General features: G+C 57.5%; 14 protein-coding genes and 2 pseudogenes. 10 read left to right on the forward strand and 6 right to left on the reverse strand.

What is annotated here, in order from left to right; all coding sequences use genetic code 11:
• The 3 genes and pseudogenes from ACUVSA_RS10210 to ACUVSA_RS10220 form a co-directional block, all read right to left on the reverse strand.
• Positions 1-267: pseudogene (locus tag ACUVSA_RS10210) on the reverse strand (FAD-dependent oxidoreductase); the annotation flags it as partial.
• 375 nt (positions 268-642) lie between these two features.
• Positions 643-1,476, reverse strand: a complete 834-nt coding sequence (locus ACUVSA_RS10215; RefSeq protein WP_445893009.1) for a nitroreductase family protein — start codon at positions 1,474-1,476, stop codon at positions 643-645.
• Positions 1,477-2,217: 741 nt separating this feature from the next.
• The gene (locus ACUVSA_RS10220; RefSeq protein ID WP_445894726.1) at positions 2,218-2,562 is read right to left on the reverse strand and encodes a CGGC domain-containing protein; all 345 of its coding nucleotides are present in this window, start codon (positions 2,560-2,562) and stop codon (positions 2,218-2,220) included.
• 283 nt (positions 2,563-2,845) lie between these two features.
• On the opposite strand from ACUVSA_RS10220, the gene ACUVSA_RS10225 reads away from it, so the two are divergent.
• The 5 genes and pseudogenes from ACUVSA_RS10225 to ACUVSA_RS10245 all read left to right on the forward strand — a co-directional run bounded on the left by ACUVSA_RS10225 (position 2,846) and on the right by ACUVSA_RS10245 (position 8,345).
• A complete protein-coding gene (locus ACUVSA_RS10225) occupies positions 2,846-4,099 on the forward strand; it encodes a NupC/NupG family nucleoside CNT transporter (protein ID WP_445894727.1) in 1,254 nt (417 codons plus the stop codon).
• Positions 4,100-4,120: 21 nt separating this feature from the next.
• Positions 4,121-4,893, forward strand: a pseudogene (locus ACUVSA_RS10230) (GTP-binding protein); the annotation flags it as partial.
• 232 nt (positions 4,894-5,125) lie between these two features.
• Positions 5,126-5,503 (forward strand): hypothetical protein, encoded by a 378-nt coding sequence (locus tag ACUVSA_RS10235; RefSeq protein ID WP_445893006.1) that lies wholly within the window; start codon positions 5,126-5,128, stop codon positions 5,501-5,503.
• A 38-nt stretch (positions 5,504-5,541) separates the two neighbouring features.
• A complete protein-coding gene (locus tag ACUVSA_RS10240) occupies positions 5,542-6,993 on the forward strand; it encodes a sensor histidine kinase (RefSeq protein ID WP_445894728.1) in 1,452 nt (483 codons plus the stop codon).
• On the forward strand, positions 6,990-8,345 hold the full coding sequence (locus tag ACUVSA_RS10245; protein ID WP_445894729.1) for a sigma-54-dependent transcriptional regulator: 1,356 nt from the start codon (positions 6,990-6,992) through the stop codon (positions 8,343-8,345). Before ACUVSA_RS10240 ends, ACUVSA_RS10245 begins: the two co-directional genes overlap by 4 nt.
• A gap of 17 nt (positions 8,346-8,362) precedes the next feature.
• Here ACUVSA_RS10245 and ACUVSA_RS10250 read toward each other — a convergent pair whose 3' ends face one another.
• Positions 8,363-10,417: a S16 family serine protease gene (locus ACUVSA_RS10250; protein ID WP_445894730.1), complete on the reverse strand. Its 2,055-nt coding sequence runs from the start codon at positions 10,415-10,417 to the stop codon at positions 8,363-8,365.
• 326 nt (positions 10,418-10,743) lie between these two features.
• Between ACUVSA_RS10250 and ACUVSA_RS10255 the strand changes: the two genes are divergently transcribed.
• The 5 genes from ACUVSA_RS10255 (at position 10,744) to ACUVSA_RS10275 (ending at position 15,602) form a co-directional block, all read left to right on the forward strand.
• Entirely contained in the window at positions 10,744-10,923 is a 180-nt protein-coding gene (locus ACUVSA_RS10255) for a hypothetical protein (RefSeq protein WP_445891023.1), read from the forward strand.
• A 53-nt stretch (positions 10,924-10,976) separates the two neighbouring features.
• Entirely contained in the window at positions 10,977-11,552 is a 576-nt protein-coding gene (locus ACUVSA_RS10260; protein WP_445894731.1) for a universal stress protein, read from the forward strand.
• A 381-nt stretch (positions 11,553-11,933) separates the two neighbouring features.
• Positions 11,934-13,742 (forward strand): SLC13 family permease, encoded by a 1,809-nt coding sequence (locus tag ACUVSA_RS10265; protein ID WP_445894732.1) that lies wholly within the window; start codon positions 11,934-11,936, stop codon positions 13,740-13,742.
• Between the two features lie 676 nt (positions 13,743-14,418).
• Positions 14,419-14,646 carry a hypothetical protein gene (locus ACUVSA_RS10270; RefSeq protein ID WP_445894733.1) on the forward strand — a complete coding sequence of 76 codons (228 nt, stop codon included), beginning with the start codon at positions 14,419-14,421 and terminating at the stop codon, positions 14,644-14,646.
• 530 nt (positions 14,647-15,176) lie between these two features.
• On the forward strand, positions 15,177-15,602 hold the full coding sequence (locus ACUVSA_RS10275; RefSeq protein ID WP_445894734.1) for an MEDS domain-containing protein: 426 nt from the start codon (positions 15,177-15,179) through the stop codon (positions 15,600-15,602).
• A gap of 277 nt (positions 15,603-15,879) precedes the next feature.
• Here ACUVSA_RS10275 and ACUVSA_RS10280 read toward each other — a convergent pair whose 3' ends face one another.
• Together ACUVSA_RS10280 and ACUVSA_RS10285 are read right to left on the reverse strand one after the other, a co-directional pair.
• Complete coding sequence (locus tag ACUVSA_RS10280; RefSeq protein WP_445894735.1) at positions 15,880-16,548, reverse strand: amino acid ABC transporter permease; 669 nt, start codon at positions 16,546-16,548, stop codon at positions 15,880-15,882.
• An 18-nt stretch (positions 16,549-16,566) separates the two neighbouring features.
• Positions 16,567-17,235 (reverse strand): amino acid ABC transporter permease, encoded by a 669-nt coding sequence (locus ACUVSA_RS10285; RefSeq protein WP_445891015.1) that lies wholly within the window; start codon positions 17,233-17,235, stop codon positions 16,567-16,569.
• Between the last annotated feature and the right edge of the window lie 13 nt (positions 17,236-17,248).

Below are 17,248 nucleotides of genomic sequence, written 5' to 3' on the forward strand. Positions count from 1 at the left end.
AGGATCCGGAGACGTTGACGATTTCGGAAAGGGTGAGCAGTTGGACGTTCAGATGGCGGCCGACCTCGACCAGCTTAGGAGCGATAATTCACATGGCACAGTCGTTGGTGGGAAAGGTCTTGTCCAGTTGGGCCATGACACCGCCGATGCCCGAGGATTTTCCACAAGAATGACTTGATAGCCGGCATCGGCCAGATCCAACGTGGCTTGAATGCCGGCTATGCCGCCTCCCACCACCATGATCGATCCAAGGGGCTTCGCATGCATACCTTTTCCTCCCTTCGTGTACTGTCGAAGCCGCTGCGTCTTTTAACCGCTGAAGCGGTTCCCGATCCGCAACTGTCCTGGCACCGGAGGTCCAGCACCGTGGACGTGCGGCTAAAGTGGTCATGGTCCACCCGGCGCCGGCCGCCCTGCCTGCTTCCAGACCCGAAGCCCCCATGGAGCTGCGCGCAGGCATCGCGGCGCGCATCGACAAGGGGCAGCGGGCTGAGATAGGCCTTGAGGTGGAGGGCAGCCCCCCCCGAGGTTCGATCCCTCATGGCCGTGCCCGAGACTCGGCTGGCGGCTGTACCGCCACATCGGGGGGGACTTACGCCCTGGCAAAAAAGTGTGCAAGCATTTTTGCACAAAATGCACAATTTAGTCCGCCTTGGGCCACCATCGCACCTGCAAAGGGTTGCGTTCGGGCAGTCGGTGGTAGGTCACGTCGGGAAAGCCGGCCATAAGGCAGCCCGTGATGCGGTGATCTTCGGGCAGTTCCAGAAGGCGGCCGAGATCCGGCTGATCCATGGCACAGGTTTGGACGTAACCCGCCCAGCAGGTGCCGAGGCCCAGGCTGGTGGCGTAGAGTTCCACGTATTCCAAGGCCAGGAAGCTGGTGACGCGGGCGGCCTGGTGGCTTTGGGGGGCCGAGGCCACGATGAGGTGCGGGGCGTTTCGCAGTATGGGGTCTTGGCCTTTGTCGTGGGCATGAACGATTCCCTGCATGTGCCATTGAGCGGCCAGGGGTGAGCCGCTGTCCACCAGGCGGCGCATCCACTGGACCACCAGGCGGCGCACTGCGTCCATGGCTTCAGGCGAGGCGACGACGGTAAACGAGAGACCTTGGGAGTTATGGCCGGATGGAGCGTAGCGCGCCGCTTGCAGGAGTTTTTCCAATACGGGTTGCGGAACCGGCTCGGGGCGGTAGCATCGAATGGAGCGCCGTGCGCGAAGGAACAGCAGGGCGGTTTCCGGATCCACCACGGGAAAGCGTTCCAAAGGTCTTTGGGCGGCTTGAGGGGCCCGCACATGGTCCAAGGCGCCGTGAGGGCATGCTGCGACGCAGTGGCCGCACGCGATGCACAAGGAAGCCATGCCGCGTCGCACCGTGGGCCCCTTTTGGGCATCCAGTGCGAGGATCCCCACGGGACACACGCGAGCGCACGTTCCATCCCGATGACACTTTTCCTGATCCACTCGAATCAACGCCATTTTTTTCCTCCTTTTGGGTCGTTGTGTTTCCCGCACTAAACCAAAAAGTGCTCCTCATTGTTTTGCAAAGCGCGCGGGCAAGGCGGAATATCCACCGGTGGTTCGGCGCCTCCTTTGGGTTCGATGCTGGTGAAGCGCCGCACAGCGCGACCCTGGGCCGGAACGGCTCCCATGCCCACCTGGGTGCATGTAAAAATCGCGCTGCGCTCCGACTGAAAGGAACAAAAACGGCGCCCAAAAGCCCTTCTCCAAAGGGCTCCTCGACCCTCTGCGTGCCGGCAAGAGTGCCCCTTAAGTCCATTCTTTCAAAATCTTCCGCGCCTGAGAAGCGGGCTTTTGCCTTCAGGGAATGCGGCTTTCGCCGCCTTTGGCCCATGCGCGCCATCGAAAATAACGACGACTGCATTGATGCGTTATCTGTTTATTGTATGAAAAAACCTTTTAGGTGGGTCGCTTATCAAGGGGTTACCCACTGACAAGGAAAGGCTTTCGTTGAGGAGGAAATTTTGCAACGATCCTGGCGTCTTTTGGTGGTGTGCCACCGCCTTTGAAAAGTTCAAACAAAAGTCTATCCACTGGCCACCTATGCCGGTGTTTTCGTGGAAGCCTTGAAAGAGCATTGGGAAAAGGGGCACGGATTGTATCCGTTATCGTGCCCTGAAGTCACGGAGTCGGGAATGCATCGTGGGGGGGTGCCCCCTCGTCAGGACAACCATCTGAGGTTTCAGCGCCATAGATCCCTCAATGGTAATCATGGGTGCCTAAAACTACGGGAACCTCGAATTTGGCCTGCAGCATTTCGGCCATCTGTTCGGCCGTGGCGTAGGGGCATCCGGGTTTGGCGTTGACCAGGCACGAGCTCAGATAAATGGCGTCGGGCTTGATGTCCGACATCTTTATGGCCACGCCCACATTGGGAACCGTCGTTCGCCCAGGACACTCACAGCGCACGAAAGCCGTCACGTGCACCGGTTCGTCAAATCGGCCTTCCCCAAGAGCCGCCGCTTTAAGGCAGCGCCATTCACCCGAACACCCATAGCCGCTGTCCATGTAAGCCCCGCATCCCACAATGGCGACCTTCTTCATCGCTCGACCTCCTGTGTTCGTGTGCTTTCTTCAGCGCGGCAGATGGCAGCGCCACGCCTTCAGGTCCGCGAACCTCAAACATAATTATTATTTCACACACACGCAGATGAATCCACAGTTTTCTGAAGACGTCACAAATCGAAAGGTATGTGAGCGATCAAATATATGAATGGCCCACATGACACGGGCTTTTTAAAGCCGTAGGGAGCCCATTGATGCGTTGACCCCTGTCGGCGCCGTTGATAATGTCGCGCTGACGCCTTGGTGGGATGGAGGGGGATGCATGCTTCGACTGCAGAGCGCGTTGGGCTTGGTGGTGTTGCTCTTTTTGGCCTGGTGTTTTTCAGAAAACCGGCGGCGGATTGCCTGGAGGGCGCTTTGGGGGGGCATTGGGCTGCAGCTGGGTATCGCTGTGGTCATGCTCCATGTGCCAAAGATGCAAGAGGTTTTTTTTGTGCTGCATCGCGTGGTGCAGGTGGTCTCCGAAGCCACTGAAGCCGGAACGGGTTTGGTTTTTGGCTACCTGGGAGGCGCGGCGTTGCCCTTTGAGCTGAAATCGGAAGGCTCGGCCTATATTTTGGCGTTTCGAGGGCTTCCCCTCGTGGTGGTCATGAGTGCTTTGTCTTCTTTGCTGTTTTACTGGAAGATCATTCCATGGGTGGTCCGCGTTTTGGCGTGGTCCCTTCGAAAGTCCACAGGGCTTGAAGGTGCCGAAGCCCTGGGCACCTGTGCCAACATTTTTGTGGGCATGGTGGAAGCCCCGGTTTTGGTGCGCCCGTATTTGGAAACCCTTTCGCGCAGCGGGCTCTTTACGCTGATGACGGCCGGCATGGCCACTATTGCCGGCACGGTGATGGTGCTTTATGCGAGCATTTTACAGAGCGCGATTCCCGGCGCCATGGGGCATCTTTTGGTGGCTTCGCTCATGAGCGCACCGGCGGCCGTGGTGGTAAGCAAACTCATGGTGCCGCCGTCCGAGGCTTCGGCTGAGATCGACGAAGCCTCTTTCGAGGTGGTTTCGGACGCCCGCAGTGCCATGGATGCCGTCACTCAGGGCACCGTGGCGGGCTTGTCGCTTTTTCTCAACATTGTGGCCATGCTCATTGTCTTTGTGGCCCTCGTGCATCTGGCCAACGCCGTGCTCGCTCTCGTGCCCCCTTGGCATGGGGCGCCGTGGACCATTCAGCGCCTCTTGGGGGCCGTCATGGCCCCCGTCACATGGCTCATGGGCATGTCCTGGAACGAGGCCCTCGTGGCGGGGCGCCTCATGGGCGTCAAAACGGTCCTGAACGAATTTGTGGCCTACCTGGACTTGGCGGCTTTGCCTGAAGGAGCCCTGACGTTGCGCAGCCGGCTCATCATGACATATGCTTTGTGCGGCTTTGCCAACATGGGATCTTTGGGGATCATGATCGGCGGGCTGGGCGCCATGGCGCCGGCGCGGCGTTCGGAAATCGTGGCCCTGGGCATGCAATCCATTGTGGCCGGCACTTTGGCCACCTGCATGACCGGTGCGGTCATCGGCATGTTCTACTGAACCGCAAGGAAAGACGTGTTCATGGAACACTTTCGCAATTTCAGCATTGTCGCGCACATCGACCACGGCAAATCCACTCTGGCCGACCGCCTCATTCAGGCGGCCGGACTGGTGAATGCGCGGGAATTCCGCGACCAGATGCTGGACACTCTGGATCTCGAAAGGGAGCGCGGCGTCACCATCAAGAGTAACACGGTGACGCTCCCTACACGAGCCGTGACGGGCGCACCTATCAGTTGAACCTCATTGATACGCCCGGTCATGTGGATTTTTCCTATGAAGTGTCGAGAGCTTTGGCGTCCTGCGAAGGCGTGCTGCTGCTGGTGGACGCTTCCCAAGGCGTGGAGGCTCAGACCTTGGCCAACCTGTACGCGGCCATGGAGCACGATCTGGTCATTGTGGCGGTGATCAACAAGATCGATCTGCCCTCGGCCGATGTGGACCGGGTCAAGGTGGAAATCGAAACCGAACTGGGCCTTGAGGCGGAGCGCGCCGTGCTATGTTCGGCCAAGGAGGGCCTGGGGATTCAGGATGTCTTTGAAGCCGTTGTGGAGCGCATTCCGCCGCCTCGAGGGGATGCGTTCAAGCCCCTGGCCGCCTTGGTTTTCGATGCCATTTACGACCCGTTTCGAGGAGCGGTTGTGGCCTGGCGCGTTTTTGACGGGCGGGTGCGCTCGGGGGATCGAATCCGTTTTCTCTCCAACGGCGCCGTTTCCAAAGTGGAAGAGGTGGGGCTCTTTCGCCTGAAGCGCGATCCGCGGCCGGTGCCGGAAGCGGGGCAAGTGGGCTACATCCAAGGCATGACGAAGGGCCAAGAGGCGGTGGTCGAAAGCGCGGGGCTCTATGTCCATGTGCCTTTTTGTCGAGGCCGATGCGTATATTGCGGGTTTTATTTCACAGTGCAGGAAAGCCGGCTGTCCGACTATCTGCAGGCGGTGTTGCAGGAGGCGGATAGGTACCACGACCGCTTCGGCCCCATGGATACCCCGTTATGAAATTTCCAATTACGCCCGTTCACCGGCGTGGATGTCGCGCCACAATGTCAAGTATTGGCGGCACGTTCCCTATCTGGGGTTAGGGCCGGGAGCCCATTCCTTTGACGGCCATAGGCGCTGGGCCAACGTGCGCTCCCTTTCCCGCTACGTGGCGCAGCTTCGAGACGGCACATCGTGCGTGGACTCTATCGAAAAGATCTCTCCTGAGCAAGAGCGTCTGGAGCGGCTTTTTCTCGGCTTTCGCACCCGCGAAGGCGTTCCCTTGGAGGTTGTAGGCTTTGGAGCAACCGCGGTCTCGACCGTTCAAGAAGCTGAAGCGGACGGTGTGGTCCGGCTTCAAGACGGCTTTGTGGTACCCACGCGCAAAGGATGGCTTGTGGCCGATCGGCTTCCACTGCTTTTCCCCTGAATGTTATAAAAGAAATACCTTAGTGCGGAGGGAGAGCCATGCGCCTGCCTTTGAAAATAAAATTGAACATTCGCCAAAAGATCGCCCTTGGCCTTGGCGTGTTCGCTGTGTGCGTCGCGGCCGTAGGAGGCCTCTCGTTCAAGTATCTTTTGGATATTGAACAAAAGATCAACTTTGTGGAGTTTGCCGACGACCTCAGCAGCACCATTTTAGAAATGCGCCGGTATGAGAAGAACTTCTTCTTGTATCATGCGGAAGACGCCTTGCAGGGAAATGAGCGTTACTTGAGCAAGGCTTTGTCCATGATTCAGGATTGGTTTCCCCGCATGCGACGGCTGCACGGGGCCGTGCACTTGGAATCCCTTCGTGCCGAACTGACGGGGTATCAAAGGCTCATGGCCCAGCTGCACGATCACCCTTCGTCGATTGTATCGGAGGACTTGGAGAACGGTATTCGCGAGAAGGGCAAGCGCATGGTGGATCTCGCCAACGGTTTGGTTGCCTTTGAGAGGCAACGCATCTTGGACATCATTCGGTCTTTGAAAGCCCAGTTGGTTCTGTCCCTGGCTGGCTTAATCGTTTTCAGCGCTTTCGTGATGTTTTTGGTGGAGCGACAGATTATTCGTCCATTGCGCATCATTGAAGAGAGCACCCAAAAGATTATCCACGGTGATTTTCGGCTTGTGGATGTGCGGGAAACCCATGATGAGACCCAGCAGGTTCTTGAGGCCCTCAACCGCATGGTGGAGGAGTTGGAGCGGCGTCAGGACCAGTTGGTGCAAACGAAGAAATTGGCCTCTTTGGGTACTCTCACCTCCGGCGTCGCGCATCAATTGAACAATCCGCTGCATAACATCTCCACATCGTGCCAGATCGCCTTGGAAGAGCTTCAGTCTGGGGATAAGGAATTCCTGCGTCGCCTTCTGCTCAATGTGGAACAGGAGGTGTCGCGAGCGCGCGACATTGTTCGAGGGCTCTTGGAATTTGCCCGCGTCAAGCAATTCACCATCGTTCCCACGCCGCTGAAGCAATTGGTGGAACGCACGATCAAACTCATATCCAGCCAGGTGCCAGCCGGAATCTCCATGGAAACCGAGATACCCGATGACCTTGTGGTCCCCCTGGATTCGCAGCGGATGCAGCAGGTCTTGTTAAATCTTTATATGAACGGCATTGATGCCATCAAAGACGGGACCGGCAAAATCACGACGCGAGCCTGGGTGGATCCGCAAAGGGAGAAGGTTTTCATCAGTGTCGAGGACACAGGCTGCGGCATTGCGCCGGAAAACCTGAGCAAGATTTTTGATCCCTTTTTCACGACCAAAGAAGTCGGTTCGGGAACGGGGCTGGGACTGTCCATCTGTTATGGCATCGTAGAGCAACACCGGGGGTTGATCACGGTGGTCAGCCACGTGGGGGAAGGCACGTGTTTCACCATCGCCCTGCCCCTCAAATCCCCTGTAGCGGTGCAAGAAGGTGGGAAGACATGACGGCGGCGGATATTCTGGTTGTGGACGACGAGCGGATCGCTCGAGAAAACCTGGCCCACGTGCTCACCAAGGAAGGCTACCATGTGGTAGTCGCGGAAAGCGGCGAACAGGCGCTGCGCGAGTTGGAAAAACAAACCTTTGATTTGGTTTTGACAGACCTTCGCATGGAAAGCCTTGGCGGCATGGCGGTCCTGGAACGATGTAAGGAATTGAGTCCCACGACGGAAGTGATCATGATCACCGGCTATGCCAGTGTTTCCTCGGCGGTGGAGGCAATGAAAAAAGGAGCTTACTATTACCTGCCGAAACCGTTCAAGCTGGACGAGGTGCGCCACCTGGTGCGCAACGCCTTGGAGCGGCGGCGGTTGCACCATGAAGTGCAGGAATTACGCCGACAGGTGGCGGAAGGGGCCGCCAAGGTGGCTTTGGTGGGCAAGAGTGCCAAGATGCAAGCGCTTCAGCGGATGATCGAGCAGATTGCTCCCACCGATTGTAACGTCCTGATCCTCGGGGAAACAGGAACCGGAAAGGAATTGGTGGCTCGTGCCATCCACCGCCTGAGCCCACGGGCGGACAAACGCTTTATGGCGCTCAACTGCGCGGCTTTTTCCGAGGAACTTTTGGCCAACGAGCTTTTCGGCCATGAAAAGGAAGCCTTCACGGGAGCCAAAAACGTCAAAGTCGGCTTACTGGAAGCGGCTTCGGGAGGGACTACCTTCCTGGATGAAGTGGGCGACATGCCTCTATCCATGCAAGCGAAGCTCTTGCGTGTTCTTCAGGAAAAACGACTTTTGCGCGTGGGCGGCACCGAAGAAATCCCCGTGGATATCCGCGTCCTGGCGGCTACCAACAAGGATTTGTCCAAAGAAATGGCTACCGGGAAGTTTCGCCAGGATCTGTACTATCGGCTCAACGTGGTGACCCTTTACGTGCCCACCTTAGCCGAACGTAAGGATGACATACCCTTGTTGTGCCGGCATTTCCTTAATAAAGCAGCGGCGGCTCAGGGAAAGAATGTGCGTGAAATCGCGCCGGAGGTCCTGGACATTCTGTTGCGTTACGAATTTCCCGGCAACGTGCGGGAGCTAGAAAACATTATGGAACGGGCGGTCGCTCTGGCCCAAGGGCCCACCATCCTACCGGAACATCTTCCTCCGGACCTTCAGTACATCACGCTGCGCATGAGTCACCCGCCTTTTCGGGAATTCCTCACTTTGGAAGAAGCGGAAAAAGAATACATCCTCTGGGTGCTCAAGAAGGTTCGAGGGAACCGAACGCGAGCGGCGGAAATCTTAGGCATCAATCGCGCCTCCCTGTGGCGGAAGCTGAAGTCGTACAACGCGGCCGAATAGGCTTGAGGGGGGCTGCGTCAGAAGCGGCACGACGGCTCGGAGTCTCGGGGAGCATGCACTGGCTCCGGTGCCAAAACATGGGGCACGGCGTCGAGGATTTCCGCGCAAGTGAGAATCCTTAAACCTTCAGAGACGTCCGTGGGCAGGCTTTCCACGTCCGCCCGGTTGGCGTGGGGCAAAATGACGGTCTGCAACCCGGCTCTTTGGGCCGCCAAGAGTTTTTCCCGAACCCCGCTCACGGGCAGCAAACGTCCACCCAGGGTGATTTCAGCGCTGATGCCCACATCGTTTCGAGCGGGCCGTCGGGTCAACAAGGACACCAGAGCCAAACAGATGGTGGCCCCCGCCGACGGACCGTCCTTGGGAATGGCGCCGGCTGGAATGTGAATATGGATGTCGGTGTCTTTGAAGAACTCCGGATCGATCCCTAGATCCTCAGCGTGGCTTCGCACAAAGCTTAAGGCCGTCCGGGCCGATTCCTTCAAAATGGTGCCCAAAGAACCTGTGAGGATCAGTTGCCGAGCGCCCTGCATGCGCGTCGCTTCCACGAAAATAATTTCGCCGCCCGTTTCACTCCACACCAGCCCCGTGGTGACACCCACTCGAGGCTCGGTGGCGGCCACAATGGGCAGGTAGCGCGGCGGCCCAAGGAGTTCTCTGACGGCCGTGGCATCAATGGATCCTGGTTCGCCGGGAATTCGTGTCCCTTGCACATAGGCCCTGGCAAGCTTTCGGCAAACCGAGGCGATTTCCCGTTCCAGTTGCCGCAGCCCGGGTTCCCTCGTGTAATCCCGCACAACGGCCCGAACGGCCTCATCCGTAAAATGCACTTTACGGCCTTCCAGAGCGTTTTCGCGAAGCTGCTTGGGAATCAAATGGCGCTGAGCGATCTGCAGCTTTTCCTTTTCCGTGTAGCCTGAAAATTCAATGATTTCCATGCGGTCCCGCAATGGACCGGGCAGCCGCTCCACCACGTTGGCTGTGGCGATAAACATCGTCGCGGAAAGGTCAAAGGGCACATCCAGGTAGTAATCCACAAAAAGGGTGTTCTGTACCGGGTCAAGAATCTCGAGAAGCACCGAAGTGGCATCCCCGCGAAAGTCCCTTCCAATTTTGTCGATCTCGTCCAGCATGATCACAGGGTTTCGAACCCCCAGCCGGCGAAATTCCTGAATGATGCGCCCCGGCATGGCTCCCACATAGGTGCGCCGATGGCCTCGGAGCTCCGCCTCGTCCCTCAGGCCGGCCAGGGACATGTGGGTGAAACGTCGTCCGAGAGCCTTGGCAATGGAGCGGCCGATGGAGGTCTTGCCCGTTCCCGGAGGTCCCGAAAAGCACAAGACGGGGTCTCGGGTCATCTGCATGTGCCGCTTCTTTTCCTTGATGGAATGCACCAAAGCTCTAAGTTCGTCCAGTTGCAGGGGCTTGGACAAGTAGTGCACCGCTCCTTTTTTCAACGATTCCACAGCGGTATGCACCGTGGCATAGCCCGTGATGATGACCGTTTCCGTGTGCGGCGCTTCTTTGCGGGCGTGTTCCAAGAGCTGCAACCCGTCCATCTTTTCCATCTTAAGGTCGGTCAAAATGAGATCGTAGTGACAGGCCCTGATTCTGTGCAGCGCTTCCTCCCCATTGGCGGCCGTGTCCACGCTGTAGCCTTCCTTGCGCAGAATGTACTCCAGATTGGTGCGGGCAATGGGCTCATCGTCCACCACGAGGATCTGAAACTGCTGTAGGGAACAGAGCGTGCGCACCGCAAGGTACTCCAGAATGCGTTCCTTTACGGGCTGCAACCCATAATGGTCCGCTTCCAGCACCTCCTGCACGTGATCCAGTCGAAGATCGTCTTCCGTAAAATGCGACCAGGGCAAGGAGACCAGGTAATCGAGGTAGTTGATACCAAGACCATATTCCGCCGCGGACGGATCCAGGCTTTCCAGAAGTTCCAGCTCCCTGAAGACCACCCGGTGCACGTGATGCGGCAGATTCGCCTTTTCGGCAGCCGTGCGCAGCGCATCGAGCTTGGTGCCCGGTCCGTCAAAATCGTCCTGGGATTTGCGAAAAAAAATCACCGCCCTGTCCTTTCCTGCCGGCGGCTCCTTCATGCCGCCCTGGTCTCGTTCCGTAGCGCTCAAGATGTTGCATTGTGCAATATCTACTTTCTGGATGCAACACATTCTAACATCCCGATCTTGCTTTATTTATCTTGATATCTCGCGGTCGCGTTGCATCATGTAACACTTTGGCGCCAAAGGTGCACATCGCGGGAACGCAAAATGCCTAGCAAACTCCGTATCTTGCGACGACATGGACGGCCGGCACGGTCCTTGACAAGGCATGGGGGTAACCAAGGGCGTTGCGTAGCGATGCCGGCAATCCTCGAACCAAGGAGGAAACCATGAAACGGTGGAAAGAAAAACTGGAGGCCATGGCGGCGGCGGTGTCCTTTGCCGAAGCGGGCGACTGGAAGACTGCCCGGGAACTGATGCGAAATGAGGTCCGCGAGCGCCCGACGGTGCGTCCGAAAAAGCGCTCGCGCTCGTCCGATCGTCCTCGCGCTCGACTGTATCGAACCTAGGGCTCGAGGGCAAGAGCGACGTGGATGTGCATGAAGAAAAAAGGGGGGTCAACATGCTGAAAAAGATCAAGAAAATGATGAAAAGAGATATTTCGCGGGGACAAGGTCCTGTGGTGAAGCAAAAGGATCTTGTGCGGGAGCGCGTTGAGGAGCAAATGGTGGCGGCAAGCTTTGCTGAAGCCGGCCTGACGGCGGAGGCTCAGGACATCCTTCGTGAAGGGCAATTGGCTCGGCGCAAGGTTCTGGTGGTGGGCCGCGAAGATCGGATATCGGACGCGGTGATGCATTACGCCGTTGGTTTTGCCGAACGCATGGGATATGAAATCGTGGCCTTGAATGTGGTGCCGCTTCCTCGGGATTTGTCACGCACGCCGGCGGCTTTGAAAAGTGTCATTCGAGAATACGAGCGTTCCTGTGCGGCCGCTGTGAAAAAGCTGCAGGATCTGTGCAAGGCCAGAGGTGTTACCTGCACCCACATTTTCAAGACAGGTTCCGTGGAAGATGCTGTGCGGGAGGTGCACAGAGAAATCAAGCGCATCGAGTTTGTCATCAGCGAGCACGATGTGCCCGAAGACGCTTTAGGCCGCGGGGAGACCTGGGTGATTCCTGTGTACTCGCTCGCTCATTGAGCGTCGAAGGGCCCATGGTCTCGACAACACGGCTCTTCTTGGAAGCGCGGCCTCTCAAATAAGGAGAGTTTAAGGTCGTGTTTTCGGGAAGAGCTCTGTGTAAAAGAGAAGGGGCTTTGCTGAGCTGGGGGCAAGGGGCGCAGCGAGTTCGGCAAGACATGGAGTGAGAGAGGTGGGCGGCGTCGATCCGTGACGCGCCCCAGGGCGCTCACACGGCATTGAGCGGGTGGGCTCGCACAGAAAGGAAAGTGCATGTCGGCACACTTTGTGTTGTCTGTAGGACTGGTCGCCATCGTCTTTGGGCTATGCTTGATGTTTCGCAAGGAGAACCGTCGTCGGTGACAAAAAGGCCGCGTGGATCGTGCAAGCGAAGGAGAATGCATGACGCAGGACATGATTCTGACTTTGTTGGTGCTCTTTTTGGCGGTGTTTCTCTTCGTCTCGGAGTGGGTTCGGGTGGATGTAGTCAGCATCATCATGATGGTCATTCTGCCCCTTATGGGTCTTGTCAGCCCCAAGCAAGCTTTTGACGGCCTAAGCAGCAACGCTGTGGTGTCCATTATCGCCGTCATTATCATCGGAGCGGGCTTGGACAAGACGGGCGTCATGAACAAGGTCGCTTCGCCCATCATCAAGTTTGGCGGACGCAGTGAGGCGCGCATCATGTGCCTTGTTGCCGGCACGGTCGGTATCATTTCCAGCATGATGCAAAACATTGGTGCCGCGGCGCTCTTTATGCCGGCCACGCAAAGGGTTTCCAAGCGGTTGGGCATACCCATTTCCAGGTTGCTGATGCCCATGGGGTTTTGCGCCATCATTGGAGGCACCCTCACGCTGGTGGGCGCCAGCCCCACCATTCTCTTGAACGATCTTTTGGTGGTCAAAGGCCAGAAACTGGAACCTTTTAAGCTTTTCACGCAGACGCCCATCGGGATCGGGCTTTTGGGCAGCGCCTTGGCCTATTTTGCGCTCTTTGGGCGAAAAATCCTTCCTGCCGGCCAGGGCGAAGAGGATGCGGGCATCACGGCCAAGCTGATCGCTGTGTACAATGCCTTGGACGTGCCGTATGAGGTGGAGGTGCCGGAGACCTTTTCGGGCCCCCAGTGCCTGGCGGCCCTGCGCCTGCGTCACGATTTTCTTATTTCCGTGGTGGCCATCGGAAACCCGCGCACGGGCACACGCCGGTTTTTTGTTCGAGGCCGTGACGCCGTGGGTCCCGGGGATGTCCTCGCGGTCTTGGGGGACAAGGAGCGCGTGCTCAAAATGGCCGCCTATTTTGGATGGAAGGTCAAACCCTCTTTGGATTACTTTGCCGACGACCTGGCGCGAACCAACGCCGGTTTAGCGGAAACCATCGTGTCCCCCAGGTCTGAACTTATTGGAAAGACGTTGAGCGAAGTGAACTTTGCAGAACGCTTTCGCCTCAACCCGGTGGCGGTCCAGACGAAAGACCGCATCTATTACTCGGGCGTGAATTATGTGCGCCTCAAAGTCGGTGATGTGTTGCTCTTGCAAGGACCGTGGGGACGTTTCCACGTGCTTCGCAACATGCCCCAACCTCGAGCCTTGACCTTTGCCACCCCCTTGGAAGGGGAGATCCTTCGGCCGGAAAAAGCCAAATGGGCGGTTTTTTGGCTGGCCTTGGCCCTGACCCAGACGGTCTTTCTTGACGTGCGCCTTTCGGTGGCCCTCATGTCCGGCGCCTTGGGCATGATTCTCACCGGGGTGCTGACCATCGATGAAGCGTATCAATCCGTGGACTGGATGACCGTTTTTCTACTGGGCGGCCTCATTCCTTTGGGGGTCGCTTTTGAACAGACCGGTACGGCGGCTTATATTGCCAACAAGATTCTGGAGGCGGTGGGGAACGTGCCGCCTATCGGCTTAATGGCTCTGGTGGCGCTGCTGACCACGGGCTTTACTCTGGTCATTTCCAATGTGGGCGCCACGGTCTTGCTGGTCCCGCTGTGCATGAACATGGCCGTTCTTTCCGGGGCGGATCCTCGCATGACGGCCATGGTGGTGGCCTTGTCCGCCTCCAATAGCTTCATTTTGCCCACCCACCAGGTGAACGCGCTGGTGATGCGTCCCGGCGGCTATCGCACCGCCGACTATCTCAAAGCCGGTTCCGGGCTCTCCATCCTGTACATTGCGGTCATGTTGGGCATGATCAAGCTGTTCTACCTGTAGGAGCTCGTCTGAGAACCCCTGTACGCCTGTCGACGATCTAAACCTTTCAATGACTCACAAAGCCGCATTGGGCCGAAAACGGCATTCTTGGAAAAGCTCCCCAAAGAGCCTATCCGGGAATGCCTTTTCTTGGCGTATCAGCGGGCCAGCATGTCCCAAGAGGGGGACCGGCTCTTGCCGGTCCGCACGTTCGGCAGACCTCTGGGAGCGTGTGCGAGAATGGTGTTTCATGGCTGTTTTCATTTCCTTCTGTAGGAGCGCCGCACGGCGCGATGAGGAATCGCGGCTTGCGCCGCTCCTACAGCCTAATGCCGAAAGGACGCGGCCAAACCTTTCTCAGACAGGCTCCCGGAAAGCCGTCCGAGAATGCCGCTTTTGCTCAAATGCGGCTTTGTAACTCATTGAAATTGCAAGACCTCAAGCCGTAAGAAATGGGTTCTCGGACAGGCTTCTAGGAGGCTTTTCGTCTGAGGCCGGCCGTGTGCCCGTGCTTTGCCCTCGGAGAAACCGCGTCCTTTCTTGGAAGTGCAGTTTGTCAACGTTGTCCTTCCCCTTAAGGTCAGGCAGGTCTGGGCGCCGCATGTTTTTGAGGGTATGGTGAAATCAACGCAGACCAGCTTCTTGGACCAAGGCGGAACCTTGTGAGGGACTCAAAGGCGGAGCAAAGGAGGGCAAGATGGGCCGAGCCAAAAGAATCCTGGTCATTGACGACGATCCTCAAATCTGCCAGGCCATGGAAACCATTCTTGGGGATAACGGCTACGAAGTCTATGCCGCCACGGACACCGTTCGCGGGGAGGCTCTTTTGCAGGTTCAGGAAATGGGGGGTATCGTGGACTTTCACACAACGGTCGGCCGCGGCACCACCTTTACGCTGAGATTTCCTTTGACCAAGTCCGAATAAAGATGATGGAAGACCATCCGCGAACGTGCCTGCGGACCGGGGGAAACTGATCCCTTTGAGGCAAACGGACGTGGGTAACACACGGGACTCGAAATGGAGTCCCTTCAGAAGCATATTCGAAAACAGCTTTTGTAGGAGCGCCGTAAGCCGCGATTCCTGATCGCGCCTTGCGGTGCTCCTGCAGCCTGAAGCCGAAAAAACGCGGCCAAACTCTTGTCGGCAAGGTTTCGGGGGAAAAGCGGGGCGATCCCCTGCTCTCGGAGAGACGCGCTCCTGGGCGTCCGCCATGGCCTTCCCTCGCCACGAAGCGCCCCCTTCGGGTCTGGAAACCTGCGGACCAGCAGGAGCCGGTCCCTCCGAAGGACACGAACGACGGGCACGCGGTCCCTGCGTCGGGACCTGCGGGCCCGCATGAACGCAATGGGAAGGCGTTCTCGCCAACGCTCCTAGACGCATCTTTGTATTCCTCGGCTGTTCTTTACCGCAAGGCATGTTCTGCCGACGGGGTCTCTCCTTCGAACGCAGCGCAAGTGATCTTTCACCGTGCCGAAAGCATTTATGTTCCGCACGGCGTTTTTGATCCCGACCGTGTCCTTTCACTGTTCGTGTCTTGTGTGCAATCGGCCTTGGAGATGGGATTTACGAGTGCGCGCGTGGTCTCAGATGCTCTCTGGCTTCTTGCACATCCCCTTGGGGCTCATCAGGTGGTTGAGTACGAGCATCGGGTCAATCGGGTGGCCGCAGGAATGCCGTGCTCGCTTCTATGTCTCTACCCTGGAAAAGCTTTCCTTAAAGCCTTTTTGGCCTATATTTTATTGAGCCACCCTTATGTTTTCAAAAAAGACCGCTGCTTTTGGAATCCCCGATATGAGAACTTCGATACCCTCATGCAAACCCGCTTTGACGCGGCGGTGTACGACACCTTTATCCAAGAGCTCGTGCCAATCCACACATAAGAGCCGGTCCGACATGCCTTTCTTGGCAATAGTCCTGAGGTGCATGCCCCAACGCAGGGAATCCATCCTTCCCATCCGCGGGTTGCAGGTACCGGATTCTGCCGGTTTTTGGGCATGCGGACCTGCAGAAGCGCACCCTGAGAGGGAAATGGCAGCAAGTCGTGACCCGAGTCAACGACGATCGAACGGGTGCTCGAAATTTTGTGGGCATTGGGCCTTGCGGTCCTTCAACAAGTCGATGATCAGCGTCCAAACAATAACGAATGCCCCCAAGCTTTCAGAGGCCGGCAAAGTCCGTGTGCAGCTTCTTTTCCAAGTGGTTGGCCAGGTGAATCAAAGGATAGCAGACCACAAAGTATAAAAGCCCCACCAGCCCAAAGACCATGAGCCCTTCCGGAATACGCTGCACGGTGAACCAACCCACGCGGGTCACATCCGTGACTCCGATGACGGAAACCACCGACGAATCCTTGATGAGCAGCACATATTGGCCTACCAGAGGTGGCAAAACGGTTTTCATGGCTTGCGGCATAATCACATAGTGCATGCACTGAATCCAGTTGAGGCCCGAGGCTTTGGCTGCTTCCCATTGACCCGGCGGCACCGCCAGGATGCCGCCCGCAACGATCTCGCAGATATAAGCCCCCGCGTACAGCGTGAGGCTTATCACGGCCGCGGTGAAGGCTTCCAGATGAAGCCCCCATTCGGGCAGAATGAAAAAGATAATAAAGACCTGCACCAGAAAGGGGGTGCCGCGCATAGAATCGACATAAACAAAAAGAAGCTTTCCCAGCGCCGGCACTCGAGAGGCGCGCACCATGCCCGCCGCGGCCCCCAGAATGGTTCCCATAAGAAGGCTCAGGCCCGAGACGGCCACGGTCATCCACAGGCCCTTGAGGAAAAACGGGAACGTTTGAACGAGCTGTTGCAGATAGTAAAACCACATGGTTTTGAACGGACGCTCCTAAGGGGATGGGACGAAAATGAGCTTCTTTTGCCAGTGGGATGATAAGGCTTTGAGCGCATAATAGATCAAAAGATAGAGCAGGGCCGTGGTAAAAAAACCTTCCACGGGCATGAAGCGCTCGGACGTGAGGATCTGACCGGCTCGGGTCAGTTCAAAGACGGAGATGAGGGACAGAAGGGCGCTGTCCTTGACGAGCACGATGGCCTGACCCAGCAAGGGTGGAATCGTCAAGCCCAGGGCTTGGGGCAGCACGATGTAGCGCATGCGCTGCACATAGGTGAGCCCATAAGCCATGCCCGCTTCGATTTGTCCCCAGGACACCGAAAGCACGCCGGCTCGAATGATTTCCGCCATATAAGCCCCACTGTTCAAAGACAGAGCCAGAATGCCCGTGTGGTGCTCGGGCAGTCGAACCCCGAGGCTCGGCAGCCCAAAATACAGAAAGTACAGTTGTGCCAGAAGCGGTGTGGATCGAATGGCTGCAATGTAGACGCCCGCCGCCGCGGAAAGGAGCCGCCATGCGGAGAGCCGGGCGCCGCAGGCCAAAATGCCCACGAGCAGTGAGCCCACCAGGGATAGGGCGGAAAGCCATGCCGTCGCCCACAACCCTCGAAGAAAGAGCGTCAGATAATCCAAGAGCACGCGGAGGTTGAAAGCTTCCAGCATGGCGGCTCCGCCG

Source organism: Desulfosoma sp., from assembly GCF_052743555.1.

What these genes read in the sequence shown, in the direction of transcription:
- ACUVSA_RS10285 (WP_445891015.1), bottom strand. Translation starts at nt 17,235, where the DNA reads ATGCTGGAAGCTTTCAACCTCCGCGTGCTCTTGGATTATCTGACGCTC.
- ACUVSA_RS10260 (WP_445894731.1), top strand. Translation starts at nt 10,977, where the DNA reads ATGCTGAAAAAGATCAAGAAAATGATGAAAAGAGATATTTCGCGGGGA.
- ACUVSA_RS10270 (WP_445894733.1), top strand. Translation starts at nt 14,419, where the DNA reads ATGGGCCGAGCCAAAAGAATCCTGGTCATTGACGACGATCCTCAAATC.
- ACUVSA_RS10280 (WP_445894735.1), bottom strand. Translation starts at nt 16,548, where the DNA reads ATGTGGTTTTACTATCTGCAACAGCTCGTTCAAACGTTCCCGTTTTTC.
- ACUVSA_RS10220 (WP_445894726.1), bottom strand. Translation starts at nt 2,562, where the DNA reads ATGAAGAAGGTCGCCATTGTGGGATGCGGGGCTTACATGGACAGCGGC.
- ACUVSA_RS10255 (WP_445891023.1), top strand. Translation starts at nt 10,744, where the DNA reads ATGAAACGGTGGAAAGAAAAACTGGAGGCCATGGCGGCGGCGGTGTCC.
- ACUVSA_RS10245 (WP_445894729.1), top strand. Translation starts at nt 6,990, where the DNA reads ATGACGGCGGCGGATATTCTGGTTGTGGACGACGAGCGGATCGCTCGA.
- ACUVSA_RS10240 (WP_445894728.1), top strand. Translation starts at nt 5,542, where the DNA reads ATGCGCCTGCCTTTGAAAATAAAATTGAACATTCGCCAAAAGATCGCC.
- ACUVSA_RS10235 (WP_445893006.1), top strand. Translation starts at nt 5,126, where the DNA reads ATGTCGCGCCACAATGTCAAGTATTGGCGGCACGTTCCCTATCTGGGG.
- ACUVSA_RS10225 (WP_445894727.1), top strand. Translation starts at nt 2,846, where the DNA reads ATGCTTCGACTGCAGAGCGCGTTGGGCTTGGTGGTGTTGCTCTTTTTG.
- ACUVSA_RS10215 (WP_445893009.1), bottom strand. Translation starts at nt 1,476, where the DNA reads ATGGCGTTGATTCGAGTGGATCAGGAAAAGTGTCATCGGGATGGAACG.
- ACUVSA_RS10265 (WP_445894732.1), top strand. Translation starts at nt 11,934, where the DNA reads ATGACGCAGGACATGATTCTGACTTTGTTGGTGCTCTTTTTGGCGGTG.